This is a genomic window from Gordonia sp. N1V (genome assembly GCF_029269935.1).
GTDB lineage: Bacteria > Actinomycetota > Actinomycetes > Mycobacteriales > Mycobacteriaceae > Gordonia > Gordonia polyisoprenivorans.
Window position 1 is genome coordinate 171,754 of the sequence record NZ_JARJDD010000012.1, and the last position, 18,132, is coordinate 189,885.

An 18,132-nucleotide genomic window follows, 5' to 3' on the forward strand; every position below is an offset into this window, starting at 1 on the left:
CTGGTCAGCGTTTGCGGCGATCCCTCTTGTCGCGCACCCGCACGTTGATCCGCACCGGCGAACCATCGAAATTGAACTGCTCGCGCAGTCTGCGCTCCAGGAAGCGGCGATAGCCGGCCTCGAGGAATCCGGTGGTGAACAACACGAATGTGGGTGGCCGTACCGCGGCCTGGGTGGCAAACATGACCCGAGGTTGGCGTCCGCCGCGCAGCGGCGGCGGGGTGGCCGCGATGACCTCCTTGAGCCAATTGTTCAGCGGCCCTGTCGAAATCCGCTTGTCCCACGAGTCGAGGGCGCCTTCGAGCGCAGGCACCAGCTTCTGCACGGCTCGGCCCGTCATCGCCGAGATGTTGACCCGCCGCGCCCACGGCACCCGGGCGAGTTCCCGGTCGATCTCCTTGTCGAGGGTGTACCGACGGTCCTCATCGACCAGATCCCACTTGTTGAACGCGATCACCAGCGCCCGACCGGAGTCGATGATCATCGACAGCACACGCAGGTCCTGCTCGGTGATGGGCTCGGAGGCATCGATCAACAGAATCGCCACCTCGGCGGCGTCGAGCGCCGACCGCGTCCGCAGCGAAGCGTAGTACTCGTGACCGCTGGCCGTGCGGACCTTGCGCCGCAGACCCGCGGTGTCGACGAATTGCCACATCTTGCCGTCGAGTTGGATCAGCTCGTCCACCGGATCAACGGTGGTGCCGGCAACATTGTCGACCACCGAGCGTTGCGACCCGGCGAGCTTGTTCAGCAGCGAACTCTTGCCGACGTTCGGTTTCCCGACGAGCGCGACCCGGCGTGGCCCGCCGAGCCGGACACCGGCGTCCTCCCGCGGCGTATGCGGCAACCGCTCGAGGATGACGTCGAGGACATCGCCGGCGCCCCGCCCGTGCGCCGCCGACACCGGGTGTGGCTCACCGAGTCCCAGCGACCACAGTGAGGCCGCCTCGGCCTCCTGTCGCTCGCTGTCGATCTTGTTGGCCACCAGGATGACCGGGGTCTTCGATCGGCGCAGCGTGCGGGCGACGGCCTCGTCTGTCGTGGTGGCCCCGACGGTCCCGTCGACGACGAGCACGATCACGTCGGCCGTACGCATCGCGAGTTCGGCCTGCGCCGCCACCGCTTGCTGAAGGCCCTTCGCATCCGGTTCCCAGCCGCCGGTGTCGACGACGGTGAACCGGCGGCCCGACCACGTCGCCGAATACGAGACGCGGTCACGAGTAACGCCGGGGATGTCCTCGACGACGGCCTCGCGGCGGCCGAGGATACGGTTCACGAGAGTTGACTTGCCGACGTTCGGGCGACCGACGATGGCCACCTCGGGGACCCGTTCGGCCTCACCGAACTCCTCGATGTCGTCGAAGTCGCCGAGATCCCACTCGGTTTCGTCGCTCCAGGTGCCGTCGCCCGGCAGGGCGAGCGCGTCGGCCGTGCCACCGGGGGCGTCGGATGTGTCGGTCACGAGGCAACTCCGATCCGTGCGCGGACCAGTTCGACCAACCGGTCGAGAACCTGGTCCAGGGTCATGTCGCTGGTGTCCACCAGCACCGCATCGTTGGCCTGCCGCAGCGGGGACACCGCACGGGTCGAGTCGAGATGATCGCGTCGGTTCACCGCGGCAAGGACCTCGACATGGTCGCTGGGCCGACCCGCGGCGAGGTTCTGGCGGTGCCGGCGTTCGGCCCGCGCCTCGGGTGATGCGGTGAGAAAGATCTTGATCGCGGCGTCGGGGAACACCACGGTGCCGATGTCTCGACCCTCGACCACCAGCAGCTCCGATTCGGCCTGGCGGCGTTGCAGCGCAACGAGTTTGGTTCGCACGGCCGGGACCGCCGACACCGCGGAGACGGCGGCGGTGACCGCATCGGAGCGGATCGGACCGCTGACGTCCTCACTGTCGAGGAACACCCGCGATGAGCCGTCTCCGTTCGGACGCAAGGCGATATCGGCGGCGTCGACGGTTGCGGCAACCGCATCCGCGTCGGCGGGATCCACCCCGGCCCGCTGCACCGCGAGGGTGGCCGCGCGATACATTGCGCCGGTGTCGAGATAGTGCGCGCCGACCTTGTGCGCCAACAACTTCGACACGCTCGACTTGCCGGTTCCGGCGGGGCCGTCGATCGCGATCACACCGCCGTTCACAGGCCGACCGCCTTGTACAGCGCACCGATCTCATCGCGCCCGAGTACCCGCAGACTTCCCGGACGCTGTTCGCCGAGGGCCACCGTGCCGATGTGGGTCCGCACCAGCGCCTGCACCGGGAAACCGACTTCCTCCATCAGCCGACGGACGATCCGATTTCTGCCCTCGTGCAACACGATTCGGACCTGGGACTCGCCCTGGTGCACACCGAGGATGGTGAAGCCGTCGACGGCGACCGGCCCGTCGTCGAGTTCGACCCCGTCACGCAGCGTGCGCACCAGCGACCGGGGCACCTCACCGCGCACCCAGGCCAGATAGGTCTTGGGCACCTCGTAGGACGGATGCATGAGGCGGTTGGCTAGTTCACCGTCGTTGGTGAGCAACAACAGACCTTCGGTGTCGGCGTCGAGCCGGCCGACGTGGAAGAGTCGCTGACCCGACATGACCCGCTCGGCGACGATGTCACCGACACAGGGGCGACCCTGGTCGTCGGACATGGTGGACTGCCAGCCCTTGGGCTTGTTCAGCGCGAGGTACTGACGTGTCTCGTCCATGATGACCCGGGCGCCGTCGACCCGGATGATCGCGGTGTCGGGATTGATCCGCAGACCCTGCTCGGTGACGATCTCTCCGTCGACCTCGACACGCCCGGCGGCGATGAGCTCCTCGGCGCCGCGCCGCGAGGCCACACCGGCCTGCGCGAGCACCTTTTGCAGGCGCACCCCGTCGGCGACATAGGTGGCGCCCTGTTCCTCGACGTCGGGTGTGGGGCCCTGGTGGCGTGCGGGCCGGGCGTTGTTGAGCCGGATCCGACCGGCCTTCACATCGGGTTGCGAACTCCCCTTGCGGTGCCGCTTCTTGGCCTGTGCCGGCTGCTGGGCACCCGCGCCGCCGGCGCCCTTGCCCGCAGGCTTGCCGCCGCGCCGACCGCTCGCGGCGTTGCCTGCCCGGGAACGGTCGCCGGTGGCCTTGCCGCGCGGTGTGGCGTTTCTGTCTGCCCTACCGTTCTTGTCGGTCTTGCTGTTCTTGTCTGTCCTGCGTCGTCCCGGTGTGCCGTCCCGGCCAGCGGTTGCCATATCTCAGTCCTGATTCTCGAGGTCGTCGTCGGCGACGCCGATCGGCGATGTGCCGTCGGGTGCCCCCTCTGAGTCTGACGCTTTACCCGCGAGTTTGGCGAATCGGGGATCGGAGTTGAGTTCCTCGTCGAGGTCGTCGATGAGGTCGACGTCGGGCAGCAGGGGTGCGAGATCGGGCAGTTCCTCCAGTGAGGCGAGGCCGAGGCGTTCGAGGAACAATTCGGTTGTGCCGTAGGTGGTGGCGGTGGTCTGCGGATCGGTTCCGACCTCGTTGATCAGTCCGCGCGCCACCAGGGTTCGGATGACACCGTCGACGTTGACGCCGCGGATCGCGCTGACTCGCGCCCGCGAGACGGGCTGCCGGTAGGCGATCACCGCCAGGGTTTCCAGCGCGGCCCGGGTCAGTTTCGAGCGCGCACCGTCGAGCAGCAGTCGCTCGACGTAGGGTGCGTAGTCGGCTCGGGTGTAGTACCGCCAGCCGTCCCCGGCGAAGCGCAGATCGATTCCGCTGTGCGCCGAGGTCAGCTCCGCCGACATCTCGTTGAGCATCTCCCGGACCCGTAGCGCGTCGACGCCGATCGCGTTCGCCAGTTCGTCGGAGGTCACCGGTGTGTCGACGACGAGCAGCAGGGCCTCCAGTGCGGAGCGGAGTTCCGCGTCGTCGACGGTCTCGTCGGTGGCGACGTCGAGGGCGCCCTGACCGGGCTCGGAGGCACCCTCGGCTGTGTGGTCCCCGTGTCCCTGGTCTTCGAGTTCCTGGTCCTTGTGTCCCTGGTCCTCGACTGCCCGCTCGGGGGATGGTGCGTCGTGCGGCTCGGTCATCCGTAGTCCTCTGCCTTGTCGAAACTCAGATCGTCGAGTTCTCGCTCCCCCGACCACAGCACCCGCAGGTCACCGAGCGCCTCGGGTTGGGAGAACGTGATCGCGCGTTCCCGGAACAGTTCGAGCAACGCCAAGAAGCTGCCGACCACCTCCAGCGGGCTGGCGCAGCCGGCGACGAGTTGACCGAAGGTCAGCCCGTCGCCGGGTGCACTGTCGGCCAGCAGTCCCGCCATCCGTTGCGCCTGCGCTGGCACCGACACCTGGTGCGAGTCGTGCAGGTGGTCGAGACCCACGGTCGGTATCGGCCGCGGTCGCAACGCCGCCGCGGCGACCTCGGCGAACCCTCCGGGCGTGACACCCAACGTCACCTCGGGCAACAGATCGGCGTAACGCTCCTCCAGCGATACCGCACGCGGATACCGTTGGAGCGCAGCGGCTTCCAACTCACCGAACAGCGCCGCCACCTGCTTGTACGCACGGTATTGCAGGAGCCGCGCGAACAGCAGGTCGCGCGCCTCGAGCAGCGCGAGATCCTCGGGATCGTCGACCTCCCCGGACGGCAACAGACGGGCGGCCTTGAGATCGAGCAGCGTCGCGGCCACCACGAGGAATTCGGTGGTCTGCTCCAATCCCAACTCCGGGCCCATCTCCCGGGTGTAGGCGATGAAGTCGTCGGTCACCTCGTGCAGCGCCACCTCGGTCACGTCGAGGCGATGCTGACTGATCAGGTTGAGCAGCAGGTCGAAAGGGCCCTCGAAGTTCGCCAAACGTACGCGAAAACCGGAGTCCGGCTCAGCCGGTGCCGAGTCGAGAGCAGCATCTGCCCCGCCGACGTCGCTCGGTTCGCTCATGCCTGCTTGACGTTGCGCGCGATGACCTCACGAGCCAGAGCCCGATAAGCCTGTGCTCCAGCAGATTTCGGCGCCCACGAGGTGATCGGTTCGCCGGCCACGCTGGTTTCCGGGAAGCGGACGGTGCGCGCGATGACGGTGTCGTACACCTTGTCGCCGAACACCTCGACGACCCGCGCCATCACCTCCCGGGAATGCAGGGTGCGCGCGTCGAACATGGTCACCAGGATTCCGCCGACGTCCAGACGCATGTTGAGGCGGTCGTGGACCTTCTCGATGGTGTCGGTGAGCAACGCCAGTCCACGCAGGCTGAAGTACTCGCACTCCATCGGGATCAGCACCGTGTCGGCGCAGGCCAGGGCGTTGACGGTGAGCAGACCCAGCGACGGCTGACAGTCGATGAGCACGACGTCGTAACGATCGAGGACCGGATGCAGCGCACGGGCCAGAGCCTGTTCGCGGCCGACCTCGGTGACCAGCTGGATCTCGGCGGCCGAGAGGTCGATGTTGCTGGGCAACAGGTCCAGCCCGTCGACCCGGGTACGCATCAACACCTCGTCGGTGGGCGCGTGCGGCGGCACGAGCAGGTTGTAGACGGTCTCGTCGAGTTCGTGATGCGGCACACCCAATCCCGCGGACAGCGCACCCTGCGGGTCGAGGTCGACCAGCAGCACGCGGCGGCCGTACTCGGCGAGGGCCGCACCCAGATTGATCGTGGAGGTGGTCTTGCCGACCCCGCCCTTCTGGTTACAGACCGCGATGACCGTCGCCGGTCCGTGCCGATCGAGCTGGGTCGGTTCGGGAACGGGACGGTAGGGACGACCGGTGGGACCGATCTGATCGTCGGCCTGGACCCGTGCGGTGCGGTGATCGGTCTCGTCGATGTCCGCGCCGCTGGGAACCTCGAGACGGTACTGGTCGTCGAAGTGGGCGCTGGGTCGCCGGGTGCTCGAGATACTCACCGCTGCGCAGCCCCCTTTCTGTCGTCTCGGCCCGGCCGTTTCGGCCCGGACCTCCACCAAAGCCTAGTGGGTCGCGCCGACGATCCCGTGGAGCATCGCCGCAACCATGAGCGTTCGTCGCCGACCGCGTCACCGCGCCCGTGGGTGCGCGGTCGCGTACACCTCGCGCATCGTGTTCACCGTCACCAGCGTGTAGACCTGTGTCGTCGTCACCGACGCATGCCCCAACAGTTCCTGGACCACGCGAACATCGGCTCCGCCGTCGAGGAGATGGGTGGCGAAACTGTGCCGCAGGGTGTGCGGCGACACCGCGCCCTCGAGTCCGGCACGTTCGGCCGCCGCCGCCAACACCTGCCAGGCACCCTGTCGGGTGAGCCGGCCCCCGCGGGCATTGAGGAACAGTGCCGCGGTCGATCTACGCACGAGCGTCGGGCGTCCGCGTACCAGGTATGCCTCGAGAGCATCGACGGCCGGCCCGCCGACGGGCACCACCCGCTCCTTGCCGCCCTTGCCGCGTAACCGCACCGCCCGGGTGTCGGTGTCGATGTCGTCGAGATCGAGCCCGGTGGCCTCGGAGATGCGTGCGCCGCAACTATAGAGGAGCTCCAGGAGTGCTCGATCACGGAGCGCGCGTGCGTGATCGGGGGCTCCGGAGGCGTCCAGGATGCGTTCGACGTCGCTCACCGACAACGCCTTGGGTAGCCGGCGAGCCGGGCTCGGCGGGCGAACCGCGTGGGCGACGTCGTCGGCGACCAGCCCCTCCGCCGCGGCGAACTTGTGAAAACCTCTGGTGGCCACCAGGGTTCGCGCCACCGAACTCTCCGCGAGCGGCCGTTCCCCGGATTCGGGGGCACCCCTGCGCAACGCGACGAGGAACTCACGGACATCGGCTTCGGCCACGTCGGCGAGATCGTCGATCTTCCGTGCACGCAGGTACTGCCGATAGCGTCCGAGGTCGCGACCATAGGAGCTCAGTGTGTTCGCCGCAACGCCACGTTCGACGGTCAGATGATCGAGATAGCGGGTGATCGCCACGTCGATGCCCACCTGCTCGGTCATGCCGACTCCTCGCTTCCGATCCGCACTCCCCGACTCCCGGCGTGGCCGCCGGTCGGCGCCTACCGGCGCGCGCCGCGCTCCCGTCGGGCGCGGAAAGCACTCGGCTCGTCGCGCCAGGGTGCCTCCACCGGCCGCAACGTGACCTCACCCCGATCGGCCGCCGCGACGGCCAGGATGCCCGCGACGCTGGTCGCATTCACGATGTCACCGTCGAACACCTGGCGGACCGCATCATCGGTGGCGATCCACTCGATCGACATGTCGGCTTCCTCATCGCTGCGCTCGGCCGCGGTGAGCGCGTGCAACCCCTCGGCGAGGTAGAGGCGTAGCGCCTCGTCGGTGAAACCCGGCGACAGATCCAGATCGACCAGCACCTGCCACCGATCGGCAGCGAGGTCGGTTTCCTCGGCCAGTTCGCGTCGGGCGGCGTCCACCGCCGTTTCCGTCCCGTCCTGATCGAGGAGCCCGGCAGGCAATTCGAGCAGGCGGTGTCCGATCGGATGCCGGTATTGGCGGACCATCGCGATCCGACGCTGCTCGTCACGCGCGACGACGGCCACGGCCCCGAAATGCTCGACGACCTCACGCTCGGCGGTTCGGCCACCGGGCATGACGACCTCGTCGACCCGCAACGCGAGGATCGCTCCGTCGTACACCAGGCGTGAACCACGAACCCCGAAGTCGTGGGCTCCGGCGCCGTCGGAAGCGGTGTCGCTCAAGCGCGATCGCCTCCGGCGTCGACTGCCCCGGCGGTCGCGACCTCGGACACGTCATTCTCGGCATGCGGCGCGTCGTAGTCACCGAGGTCCACCGGAAGCCGTTCGGCCGCTTTGTATTTCAGAGCCGCGTCGATGAACGCGCGGAACAGCGGGTGCGGGCGCGTCGGTCGGCTCTTCAGCTCCGGGTGGGCCTGGGTGGCCACCAGGAACGGGTGCACCTCGGAGGGATACTCGACGAACTCGACGAGATGCCCGTCGGGCGAGGTCCCGGAGAACACCAGCCCGGACTCGGCGATGGTGTCGCGGTAGGTGTTGTTCACCTCGTAGCGGTGACGGTGACGTTCGGAGACCTCGGTGGTGCCGTAGGCCTTGGCGACCACCGAACCCTCTTTCAGCGTCGCCGGATAAGCACCCAGACGCATCGTTCCGCCCAGATCCGCCTCGCCGGCGACCGCATCGTGCTGTTCGGCCATCGTCGAGATCACCGGATGTGGTGTGTCCGGATCGAATTCGTCGGAACTGGCATGGTCGAGACCGACCGAGCGCGCCGCCTCGATGACGATGCACTGCAAGCCCAGGCACAGACCGAGGAGCGGGATGCCGCGACGGCGGGCATAGCTGATCGCGCCGACCTTGCCCTCAATGCCTCGAATACCGAAGCCCCCCGGGATGAGCACGCCGTCGACGTCGGAGAGCGCGGCCTGCGCCCCCTGCGATGTGGCACATTCATCCGACGGCACCCACTTGATCTCGGTGCGCGCACGCCACGCGAAGCCGCCGGCCCGGATCGCCTCGGTCACCGACAGGTAGGCGTCGGGCAGGTCGACGTACTTGCCCACCAACGCGATTCGCACGGTCTCGCGGGGCTCGTGCACCCGATTGAGCAGCTCCCCCCATTCGGTCCAATCCACGTCGCGGAAGGGCAGACCGAGTTTGCGGACCACGTAGGCGTCGAGTTGCTCGCTGTGCAGCACCTTGGGGATGTCGTAGATCGACGGCGCGTCGGGTGTGGAGATGACGCCTTCGATGTCGACGTCGCACATGAGCGCGATCTTCTTCTTGAGACCTTCGGGGACGTCGCGGTCGCACCGCAGGATGAGCGCATCGGGCTGGATGCCGACGTTGCGCAGCGCGGCCACCGAGTGCTGGGTGGGTTTGGTCTTGAGCTCACCCGACGGCGCGAGGTAGGGCACCAGCGACACGTGCAGGAAGAACACGTTGTCGCGCCCCACGTCGTGGCGGATCTGGCGGGCGGCCTCGATGAACGGCAACGACTCGATGTCACCGACGGTGCCACCGATCTCGGTGATCACCACATCGGGTGCCTCGCCGTCGTCGCCGGGCTCACGCATCGCGAGGACCCGCGACTTGAGTTCGTCGGTGATGTGCGGGATCACCTGCACCGTCTCGCCGAGGTACTCGCCGCGTCGTTCCTTGGCGATGACGCTCGAATACACCTGTCCGGTGGTCACATTCGCCGACTGCGACAGGTTGCGGTCGAGGAAGCGCTCGTAATGCCCGACGTCGAGATCGGTTTCCGCGCCGTCCTCGGTGACGAAGACCTCACCGTGCTGGAACGGATTCATCGTTCCCGGATCGACGTTGAGATACGGGTCGAGCTTCTGCATGGTGACCCGCAGACCGCGGGCCGTGAGGAGCTGACCGAGACTCGAGGCGGTCAAGCCCTTACCCAGGGACGAGGCGACTCCGCCCGTCACGAAAATATGTTTGGTGCCCGTATGAACGCGCAGTGGTCGCAAAACCGTTTCTCCCGTCGGCCGGATCAGGTCATGAAAGCCTGCTCACCTACGGGACTCCAGGGTAACACCACAGCGGGCTCGCGCCGCCACGACACCGACGGGGCGGGCAGCCCCGCGTGTCGCGGCGGACGTCGGGTCACCGGTGACGATGTGCGCGCGTGGTGCGCTGCGCCTGGACTGCTCAGGCCGGTTGGGACTGAGCCGGTTGCGCGCCGACGGTGATGGCGCTTGCCCCCGGACCGGAGCCGAAGGAGCCGGAGCGGCCCTGGCTCTCCTCGTCGAGCGCGAGGACGGTGGTGATCAGGCCGGTCTGGGCGTCGACGTTGTCGATCGTGGTGATCGCGTTGCGCAACGCCGGGTCCGAACGAATCACCGCTATCGGTGACACTCCCGTCGCCGAACCGCTGCGACCGACGAGTTCACCGCCCTGCGCACGGGCGGTCATCGCCGCGGCCAGCCGGGCGACCAGTTGCCCCTGGGCACCGGAGTTCTCCGGGAGCGCGTCGCCGGAGACGAACACCACCAGATCGGCGGGCCGGATCGCGTTGTCGACGTAGGTCAGGAAACCGCCGTCGCGCAGGGTTTGCAGCCCGGTCTGGCGATCGGCGACCGCGGCAGCGTTCTGATCGCTGCGGTGCATCACCAAGGTCCCCAACAGATCCCCGACCCGTGAGCCCGAGTCGGTCAGTTCCGCACGCAGTGTCGCACCCGGGGGAATCGTCTGGTCGACGATGGTGCGGACCTGTTCGGCGCTGTCGTCGCGCACGAGCTTGTCGGTGAGGCCGAGCTGCCCGGAAAACGTTGCACCCGCAGTCGACAGCGACTGTTTGACGGCGTCGACGTCGGAGTCGGCGGCGTTGGGCGTGGTGACGACGAGAACGGCGTGCCCCTTGAGCTGATCGGCGATCAGCCGCGGAGCGATCGCGGCGTCAAAGCTGTTCGCGGCGTTCACCTGATCGTTGAGACCGTCGCGCTGCTGCTCGAGGTCGCCGATCCGATCACGGCTCGTACCGGTCAGGGAATTGACGCGATCGCCCACGAACCCCGAGCCGAGGAACAACCCCAGCGCGAGGGCCAAAAACACCGCCACCAACGAGATGGCGTGCTGGCGTAGAGAAATCATGTCCTACCTGTTCCAGACTCCCCGAGCCCACTCGAACAAGTGGTTCCATTGGGCCACAGCCCAATCGGTGATCTCCGGTCCCGCGCTCGAGAGCATCACCGCGGCGATGACGGCGATCAGCGCGGCGAGAATGACGCAGGCGATGGCCGCGCCGGACACCCGGCTGCGATACAGCGTCGCGACCGCCTTGGCGTCAACAAGTTTGGGTCCGACCTTGAGCCGGGTCAGGAACGTCGACGGCGTCGACTCACGACGTGAGCGGTCGAAGAAGTCGTCGAGAGATCCGCCGTAGCCGGCGGTGACGATGAGGTCGGCGCCATGGAAGTCGGTGAGCAGCAACGCGAGATCGGCCGCGGTTCCGGCGGCCGGGAAGGTCGTCGCACCGATGCCGAGGTCCTGGATGCGTTCGAGGCCGGGGGCGTGTCCGTCGGTGTCGGCGGGCAGCACGACCTGCGCACCACACCGCAGCGTCGCCGCCTTCATCTGTTCCGGGTCGCCGACGACGATCGCCGGTTTGTACCCCGCCTTCACCAGGGTGTCGGCGCCCGCACCCACGCCGACGAGAACCGGTGAGTACTCCTTGATGAACGGCTTGAGTGAACGCAGTTCGGTCCCGCGATCGGGTCCGTCGGCGACGATGACCACATGCTTGCCGGCCAGGGACACATCGATGTCGGGCACGCCGACACCGTCGATCAGAAGTGGCGACTCGCTGCGGATGAATTCGATCGTGTTGCCGGAGAAGGCTTCCAGATGGTCGACCAGTCCGGTCTTGGCGTCGATCATCATGCTCGCGATGTCGTGCTCCTCGAGCGTGGTGCCGCGCGCGAGACGCCGGTCCCCGACCATCAGACGGTCATCGTGGACGCGGAGCTTGGCGCCGTCCTTGACCCGCTTGAAGACCTCCGGGCCGACCTCGTCGAGCAGGACGATGCCGGAGGCGACCAGCACCTCGGGACCCAGATTCGGATAGCGGCCGCTGATCGACCGGGATGCGTTGACGACGGCGACGACGTTCGCCTCCACGAGCGCGTCGGCGGTCACGCGATCGAGATCGACCTCGTCGAGGATCGCGATGTCACCCGGCCCCACACGTTCGAGGAGGCGCTTGGTGTTCTTGTCGATTCTGGCGATACCAATGACGCCAGGCAGTTCTTCGGTGTTCCGCGCGAGCAGTGCAGGCATCTTCATGACGGCAATGATTGACCGCCCCGCGCATCGACTGCGGGAGGCGCGCCGCAACAATGGCAACTTTTGTCACACGCGCATCAAGAACACCGAACGACTCAGGAGCTCTTTTCTGTCTCAGCAGTTGTCAGGAGTTCCTCGGCGTGCGCCTTGCCGGTATCGGACTCCCCGAGTCCGGCGAGCATCCGGGCGAGTTCGGCGATCCGCTCGTCGCGCTCGAGCGCACGCACGGTACTCGTCTGCACCGCGCCCTTGCTCGCGCTCTTGCCGATGACGAGGTGATTGTCGGCGAACGCAGCGACCTGCGGGAGATGGGTCACGACGATGACCTGATGGGCACGCGCCAGCCGGGCCAGACGACGCCCGATCTCCACCGCGGCGCGCCCGCCCACTCCGGCGTCGACCTCGTCGAACACCATCACCGAGCCTGAAGTCGGTTCGGCGAGAACGACTTCGAGAGCGAGCATCACTCGTGACAGCTCACCGCCGGACGCCGAGGTCGCGATGGGCAGCGGGCGGGCGCCCTTGTGTGGAACCAGGGCGAATTCGACGCGGTCGGCACCGTCGGCGCCGGCGTGTGCGCGCTGCCCGTCGACCTCGATGGCCAGTCGGTCGTCGGCATCGGCGGATTCGAGCCCGACCTCGACCGACAGCGTCGAGTCCCCCATCGCCAACCCGGCGAGTTCCTTGGACACCTTGCCGGCCATCGTCGTGGCCGCTTTCGCACGGATGCGGTGCAGGGTGGCCGCGGCCTCGGCGACGACCTCGGCTGCCGCGGCGGCGCGCCGCTCGAGGTCGTCGACGCTGCCCTGGGGGTCCTCGATCTGCTCGAGTCGCATCTGCGCCTGCGTGCGCCAGTCGATCACCCCGTCGATGTCGGGGGCGTACTTGCGCACCAGCGATTTCAATTCGCCCTGGCGGGAGAGTAATTGGTCGAGCGAATCGGCGTCGGTCGGGAGCGCCGACAGGTACGCGGTGAGTTCGTCGCCGATGTCGGTGACGACCGTCAGAGTTTCGCCGACGCGGCCGGCGAGACGTTTGAGCTCATCGTCGGCGGCCGCCTCGAGCATCGACCGCACCTGACCGAGTCCCTCGATCACCGACCCCGACTCGCCGGCGACGATCTCGTGCGAGCCCGATGCGGCGGACCGGATCGACTCGAGATCGGTGAGACGGCGGATGGTGTCCGCGAGGGAGTCGTCCTCACCGGGTTGGGGGTCGATCGCTGCGATCTCGTCGATCCCGAAGCGCAGTCGGTCGGCCTCCTGGGCGAGTCCGCGGGAGTTGGCGCGGAGTTCGTCGAGCTCGTCGAGTATTGCCAGCCACTCGGCCCGCGCACTGCGATAGGCGGCGAGTGCCTTGGCCGCCTTCGCTCCGGCGAAGGTGTCCAACGCGGCGCGCTGACGGTCGGGTCGCAGCAGTCGTAGCTGGTCGTTTTGACCGTGCACGGTCAGCACCGAGCTGACGAGCTTGCCCAACGTACCCACCGGAACCGAACGTCCGCCGAGATGGGCGCGGGATCGGCCGTCGGCGTTGACGGTGCGGATCGCGATGACGGTGCCGTCGTCGTCGAGGTCGGCGCCGGTGGACTCAAGAAGGTCGGCGACCTCCCCGTCGGGGCCCTGGTCGGGATCGGCGACGCGGAAGCGCCCCTCGACCGTTGCCTTAGCGGCACCCGAGCGAACCCGCCCGGCGTCGGCGCGTCCGCCGGCCAACAGACGCAGGCTGGTCACGATCATGGTCTTGCCCGCGCCGGTTTCACCGGTCAGCGCGGTGAAACCGGGAGGAAATTGCGCCGACGCCCCGTCGATGACGCCGAGGCCGGCGATGGACAGTTCTTCCAGCACTCCTAGGCCTGCCTCCCCCGCCAGCCCGTGACCGGCAGATCGAATTTTCGGACGAGCCGATCGGCGAAGGGGTCGGAGTCGATCCGCACCCACTGCACCGATCGGTCGCTGCGCACGACCTCGACCCGCGCACCGGCGGGCACGTCGAGGCGGCGGCGGCCGTCGCACAAGGCGAAACCGGAGCGGCCGAGCTTGTCGACCTCCACCGCGATCCGGGACCGCGGACTGGTCACCATGGGTCGGGCGAACAATGCGTGGGCATTGCTCGGCACCACCAGGATCGCCTCGAGGTCGGGCCACATCACCGGTCCACCCGCGGAGAACGCGTAGGCGGTGGAGCCCGTCGGCGTCGACACCAGGACGCCGTCGGCCCCGAACCCCGACACCGGACGGCCGTCGACCTCGGTGATCAGTTCGAGCACACCGGTGCTGGTCCGGTTGAGGATCGCGACCTCGTTCAGCGCCCAGCTGGTCTGGGGCGTGCCCTTGGTGTCGGCCGGGTCGATGACGGTGACGTCGAGTGTCATCCGCGGTTCCACCCGATAGTCCCCGGAGACGAGCTGGGCCATGACCTCGTCGACGCGGTTCGCCTCGCCCTCGGCGAGAAACCCTATGTGGCCCAGGTTGATTCCGAGGACCGGGACACCTGCGGGATAGGCCAGCTCGGCGGCCCGCAGAAAGGTGCCGTCGCCCCCGAGCACGATGACGATCTCGCATCCCTCCGCCGAATCGGGGTCGCCCGAGGTCACCTCCACCTGCGCACCGAGTTCCCGCAGATGCGCGGGATCGAGGGGGTTGCGTTCCGGTGGGCGCGGTATCGGGCCGGTATCGGCCACCGACTGCGGGTAGGCGCGGGCCTCGCTCGCGGGGTCGGGATCGACGTGGGTGTCGTGATCGACGACCCGTAAGGCCACACCGCCCTCGGCGCAGTGCCGGGCGATCGCGGCGATGGTGTGGGTGACGGTCTCGCGGCCGGTGTGCGCGACGACGAGGAACTCGCGATGGGCGGAACCGGTCCGTACGGACCCGCGGGCCGGATCGGAAGCACCACCTGTGCCAACCGAATCCGCGACCGATGCGTTGCCCACCTGGTCTCCTCTCGTCTCGCGCGATGACATTCAGCGCGGACCGTCGGCGACGGCCTGCCTGATCATCTGGATGATGTCCGGATCCACGCCGGGCTGCAGCGCATTCCCGTCGAGGACATCGGGTGCCGAACCCGCGTCCGGTATCTCGCCCTCGACCGGCGATCCGCCCCGGCTACCGACCCTATCGTCCGACGCCGACACCGTGCCCGACGGCCGCTGCAACCAGAGGAAATACTCGACGTTGCCCGACGGTCCCGGGAGCGGGCTCGCCGTCACCGCGCGCGTGACCAGTCCGAGCCGCGCGGCCTCGGTGACCACCTTGACGACGGCCTCCACCCGCAGGTCGGGATCTCGGACCACGCCGCCGGAACCGACGCGATCCTTGCCCACCTCGAACTGCGGCTTGACCATCGGCACGATGTCGGCCCCGGGGCGCGCACATGCGACGAAGGCCGGCAGGACCAACGCCAGTGAGATGAACGACAGATCGGCGACGACGAGGTCCACGGCACCCCCGATCTGTTCGGCAGTGAGGTGGCGAACATTGGTGCGGTCGCGGATGTCGACGCGGTCATCGTTCTGCAGACGCCAGATCAGTTGCCCGTAGCCGACGTCGACGGCAACGACCTCGCGGGCGTCGCGGCGCAGGAGCACATCGGTGAATCCTCCGGTGGATGCGCCCGCATCGAGACACCGCTTGCCGGCGACCGTCAGGCCCTGCGGCTCGAAGGCGTCGAGCGCACCGATCAGTTTGTGTGCTCCTCGCGACGCCCAATCGTCGCGGTCGTCATCGACGACGACGATCGGTGTGTCCCGACCGACATTGGTTGCCGGCTTGGCGGCGATGGTGCCGTTGACCTTGACCGCCCCGCGGTCGACGAGTTCGCGCGCCTGCTCGCGTGAGCGTGCGAGACCACGGCGTACCAATTCGGCGTCGAGACGCGCCCGCGCGGCCACTCAGCGACGCCTCGTCCGTGCTGGCCTGGTCACCGACGGTCCACGTCCGACAACGCCGAGGTCAGTACCTCATGCGCTTGTTCGAGCAGTTGTGTCTGGCGCGCCAAGGCCACCAAATCGATTGCCTCGCCGGACTGTTCGCGAATGTCGTCGACCTGACCGAGGAGCTCACGCACCCGCACCGGGATGGATTCGGCCAACTCGGGGTCGACGGCATCGACGGTTTCGGCATGTACCTCGCCGGGCCGCGCGCCGGGCATCATCTGCGGCGTCGGCCCCATCGCCGGTGCCGGCCTCGCGGAGGCATCGTCGGGGAAGGTCATTGCTCTCGTCCCTTCACTCGGCGCCGAGACCCAGATCCTCCAGCGCACTTCGGGTCGTCGGGTCATCGGCGGTGATGGTGATTTCCGTCAGGTCGATCTCGTCGGCGTCGGCGAGCGCCCAGACGCGAGCGGCCAGTGATGGCAGCAGGCGCAGCGTCGCGGGCGGCTCGGCCACCGGTGACACCGTCAGCGTGTCGCCGGTCTGCTCGATACGCCAGTCGTCATTGTCGGCGATGCGCAGCGAATCGGCAGGGTCGAGAACTCCCGACAGATCGGCACAGACGAAGGTCGGCCGCTGCTGCGGTGGTGCGGCGAGAAGGTCTGCTGCCGTGCTGACGCCGCTGAGCACCAGGAGACTGTCGAGGCCCACCGAATGTGCGCCCTGGATGTCGGTGTCGAGTCGATCCCCGACCACCAGCGGGGTGTCTGCGCCGCTGCGGTTGATGGCGTCGGCCATGAGGGGCGCGGCCGGCTTTCCGGCGACGAGCGGCTCCTGGCCGGTGGCGTTGGCGACCGCTGCGACCAGGGATCCGTTGCCGACGAGTAGCCCACGCTCGGAAGGCAGAGTCGCATCGACGTTGGTGGCCACCCACAGTGCGCCTGCCCGGATCGCCAGAGCGGCCTCCGACAAGCTCTCCCATGAGGTCTCCGGTGAAAAGCCCTGGATGACGGCGAGCGGACGATCGTCCGCGCTGCGCGTCACGGCGATCCCGACCTCGCGCACCTCCTGGGCGAGACCGTCGGTGCCGAGCACAAGGGCTCTCGATCCGGGCTCGAGGTGCTCGGAGAGCAACCGGGCTGCCGATTGAGCACTGGTGACGACCTGTTGCGGGGTCGCCGTGAAGCCCATCGACCGAAGATGCTCGGCAACGTCATCCGGGCGTCTGCTCGCGTTGTTGGTGACGAAGATCGTCGTCACGTCGATCCGCTCCAGGGTCTCCGGCGCACCAGGTATCGGGCTCTTCCCGGCGAACACGGTGCCGTCCAGATCGAGCAGCAACGCGTCGTACGCGTCAACGACGCGCGCGGGCGCAGGTGGCGGGGGAACCAGCTCGGTCTCCCTGGCCGGTGCCACGGCGGCTTCGGGAACCTGCTCGCTCTCCGGCTCCGCAACGCTCGCTTGCCGAACAGACCCGGGCTGCGACTCGGTACTGCGCAGCGCCTCCGACTGGGGCGCCGGCCCAGGCTCGGACGCAGGCTCAGGCTCGGCGATGGCCGCTCCGGAGTCCTGCTGGTCTTCGTGGGTGGGGTCGACATCCGGCTCGGCACTGCCGACCGAGATCTCCATCAACCGGAACTCGGCATCGGTGGCATCTTCGGTGTCGGCGGCAGAGGCATTCATGAACCAGGTCGTCGCCTCATCAAGGCGGCCGGCGGCTTCGAGGGCCGACGCGTACGCATAGAACAGACGCGCCGCGGCAGTGCCGGTGCGGCTCGGACTCAGGTCTTCCAGCTGAAGGGTCACCAACGCCTTCTCGGGCTCCCCGATGTCGAGGCGGGCGCCGGCTTCGACGATGCGCATTTCTGTGGCTTCGTCATCGCGCAATGCGCGCCCTTCCTCGCTGCGCGCGATCTCGATGGCACGCTCAGGTCGTCCCAATCCGCGTTCGGCGTCGGCGATGAGCGGAAGCAGTGCCGAACTACCGGTGATCCGACGAGCCGCCCTCAGCTCGGAGATGGCTTCCTGCCACTGACCGGCGTTATAGGCGGCGACGCCGGCGGTCTCGCGGACCACACCGACGCGCGCCGCACGACGCCGAGCCGCACGAGCATGTTCCAGAGCCAGATCGGCGTCTTCGTATAGGAGCTCGGCCACCATCACCAGATGCCGCGCGACACGCTCCGCTGTCCCCTTCTCCAGGGAAAGCAAATCACGTCGGGTATCGGGGTCGAGATCGGAGGCGACGACGTCATCAGGAAGAGCAGGGTCGGTGGGACCGTCAGTTCGTTGCCGACCCTCACGGTGAGGGCGGCCCGACTGATCGGCTCGGTCCGGACGCTGGCGGCGGCCGCGGTTGCGGTCACGGTCATTCATGGTTGCCAATCTATTCCCTCGTCACGGCCTCGGCCGAGCCGACCCCGGGCACATCACCGTCGGCCGATCTGAAGGTGGGTTGAATGAGGGATGCCCCGCAACACTAGGTGTTGCGGGGCATCCCGGAAGTTGTGTTCGGCGGTGTCCTACTCTCCCACACTGATTAGGGTGCAGTACCAT

At 68.0% G+C, this 18,132-nt stretch carries 16 protein-coding genes; all 16 read right to left on the reverse strand.

The genetic code is table 11. The annotated features are described in order from the left end of the window. Window positions 1–4 precede the first annotated feature (4 nt). The gene (gene der / locus P3L18_RS16980; RefSeq protein WP_079929883.1) at window positions 5–1,462 is read right to left on the reverse strand and encodes a ribosome biogenesis GTPase Der; all 1,458 of its coding nucleotides are present in this window, start codon (window positions 1,460–1,462) and stop codon (window positions 5–7) included. Then, a complete protein-coding gene (gene cmk, locus P3L18_RS16985; protein ID WP_276114738.1) occupies window positions 1,459–2,142 on the reverse strand; it encodes a (d)CMP kinase in 684 nt (227 codons plus the stop codon). Before cmk ends, der begins: the two co-directional genes overlap by 4 nt. Continuing rightward, window positions 2,139–3,218 (reverse strand): pseudouridine synthase, encoded by a 1,080-nt coding sequence (locus P3L18_RS16990; RefSeq protein WP_276114739.1) that lies wholly within the window; start codon window positions 3,216–3,218, stop codon window positions 2,139–2,141. Before P3L18_RS16990 ends, cmk begins: the two co-directional genes overlap by 4 nt. 3 nt (window positions 3,219–3,221) lie before the next feature. Next, the gene (gene scpB / locus P3L18_RS16995; RefSeq protein WP_208791457.1) at window positions 3,222–4,040 is read right to left on the reverse strand and encodes an SMC-Scp complex subunit ScpB; all 819 of its coding nucleotides are present in this window, start codon (window positions 4,038–4,040) and stop codon (window positions 3,222–3,224) included. Next, a complete protein-coding gene (locus P3L18_RS17000) occupies window positions 4,037–4,891 on the reverse strand; it encodes a segregation/condensation protein A (RefSeq protein ID WP_276114740.1) in 855 nt (284 codons plus the stop codon). Before P3L18_RS17000 ends, scpB begins: the two co-directional genes overlap by 4 nt. Further along, the gene (locus P3L18_RS17005) at window positions 4,888–5,853 is read right to left on the reverse strand and encodes a ParA family protein (RefSeq protein WP_079929888.1); all 966 of its coding nucleotides are present in this window, start codon (window positions 5,851–5,853) and stop codon (window positions 4,888–4,890) included. Before P3L18_RS17005 ends, P3L18_RS17000 begins: the two co-directional genes overlap by 4 nt. A 129-nt stretch (window positions 5,854–5,982) precedes the next feature. Continuing rightward, window positions 5,983–6,912, reverse strand: a complete 930-nt coding sequence (gene xerD, locus P3L18_RS17010; protein ID WP_079929889.1) for a site-specific tyrosine recombinase XerD — start codon at window positions 6,910–6,912, stop codon at window positions 5,983–5,985. 59 nt (window positions 6,913–6,971) lie between these two features. Next, window positions 6,972–7,631, reverse strand: a complete 660-nt coding sequence (locus tag P3L18_RS17015) for an NUDIX hydrolase (RefSeq protein ID WP_276114741.1) — start codon at window positions 7,629–7,631, stop codon at window positions 6,972–6,974. After that, window positions 7,628–9,391 carry a CTP synthase gene (locus P3L18_RS17020; protein ID WP_276114742.1) on the reverse strand — a complete coding sequence of 588 codons (1,764 nt, stop codon included), beginning with the start codon at window positions 9,389–9,391 and terminating at the stop codon, window positions 7,628–7,630. The genes P3L18_RS17015 and P3L18_RS17020 overlap by 4 nt, the downstream gene beginning before the upstream one ends. Before the next feature lie 181 nt (window positions 9,392–9,572). After that, window positions 9,573–10,514: a copper transporter gene (locus tag P3L18_RS17025; RefSeq protein ID WP_079929893.1), complete on the reverse strand. Its 942-nt coding sequence runs from the start codon at window positions 10,512–10,514 to the stop codon at window positions 9,573–9,575. 3 nt (window positions 10,515–10,517) lie between these two features. After that, window positions 10,518–11,705 carry a putative cytokinetic ring protein SteA gene (gene steA, locus P3L18_RS17030; protein ID WP_079929894.1) on the reverse strand — a complete coding sequence of 396 codons (1,188 nt, stop codon included), beginning with the start codon at window positions 11,703–11,705 and terminating at the stop codon, window positions 10,518–10,520. 95 nt (window positions 11,706–11,800) lie between these two features. Beyond that, complete coding sequence (gene recN / locus P3L18_RS17035) at window positions 11,801–13,549, reverse strand: DNA repair protein RecN (protein ID WP_276114743.1); 1,749 nt, start codon at window positions 13,547–13,549, stop codon at window positions 11,801–11,803. Window positions 13,550–13,551: 2 nt separating this feature from the next. Continuing rightward, on the reverse strand, window positions 13,552–14,637 hold the full coding sequence (locus P3L18_RS17040; RefSeq protein ID WP_006368436.1) for an NAD kinase: 1,086 nt from the start codon (window positions 14,635–14,637) through the stop codon (window positions 13,552–13,554). A gap of 30 nt (window positions 14,638–14,667) precedes the next feature. Further along, entirely contained in the window at window positions 14,668–15,594 is a 927-nt protein-coding gene (locus P3L18_RS17045) for a TlyA family RNA methyltransferase (RefSeq protein WP_006368433.1), read from the reverse strand. 29 nt (window positions 15,595–15,623) lie between these two features. After that, entirely contained in the window at window positions 15,624–15,917 is a 294-nt protein-coding gene (locus tag P3L18_RS17050) for a hypothetical protein (protein WP_006368431.1), read from the reverse strand. 13 nt (window positions 15,918–15,930) lie between these two features. Beyond that, window positions 15,931–17,952 (reverse strand): HAD-IIA family hydrolase, encoded by a 2,022-nt coding sequence (locus P3L18_RS17055; protein WP_276114744.1) that lies wholly within the window; start codon window positions 17,950–17,952, stop codon window positions 15,931–15,933. Window positions 17,953–18,132: the final 180 nt, after the last annotated feature.

Excerpts from the sequence above, each read along its gene's own strand:
- steA (WP_079929894.1), bottom strand. The coding sequence starts at position 11,705 with ATGAAGATGCCTGCACTGCTCGCGCGGAACACCGAAGAACTGCCTGGC.
- P3L18_RS17050 (WP_006368431.1), bottom strand. The coding sequence starts at position 15,917 with ATGACCTTCCCCGACGATGCCTCCGCGAGGCCGGCACCGGCGATGGGG.
- P3L18_RS17025 (WP_079929893.1), bottom strand. The coding sequence starts at position 10,514 with ATGATTTCTCTACGCCAGCACGCCATCTCGTTGGTGGCGGTGTTTTTG.
- xerD (WP_079929889.1), bottom strand. The coding sequence starts at position 6,912 with ATGACCGAGCAGGTGGGCATCGACGTGGCGATCACCCGCTATCTCGAT.
- P3L18_RS16990 (WP_276114739.1), bottom strand. The coding sequence starts at position 3,218 with ATGGCAACCGCTGGCCGGGACGGCACACCGGGACGACGCAGGACAGAC.
- P3L18_RS17000 (WP_276114740.1), bottom strand. The coding sequence starts at position 4,891 with ATGAGCGAACCGAGCGACGTCGGCGGGGCAGATGCTGCTCTCGACTCG.
- P3L18_RS17055 (WP_276114744.1), bottom strand. The coding sequence starts at position 17,952 with ATGAATGACCGTGACCGCAACCGCGGCCGCCGCCAGCGTCCGGACCGA.
- scpB (WP_208791457.1), bottom strand. The coding sequence starts at position 4,040 with ATGACCGAGCCGCACGACGCACCATCCCCCGAGCGGGCAGTCGAGGAC.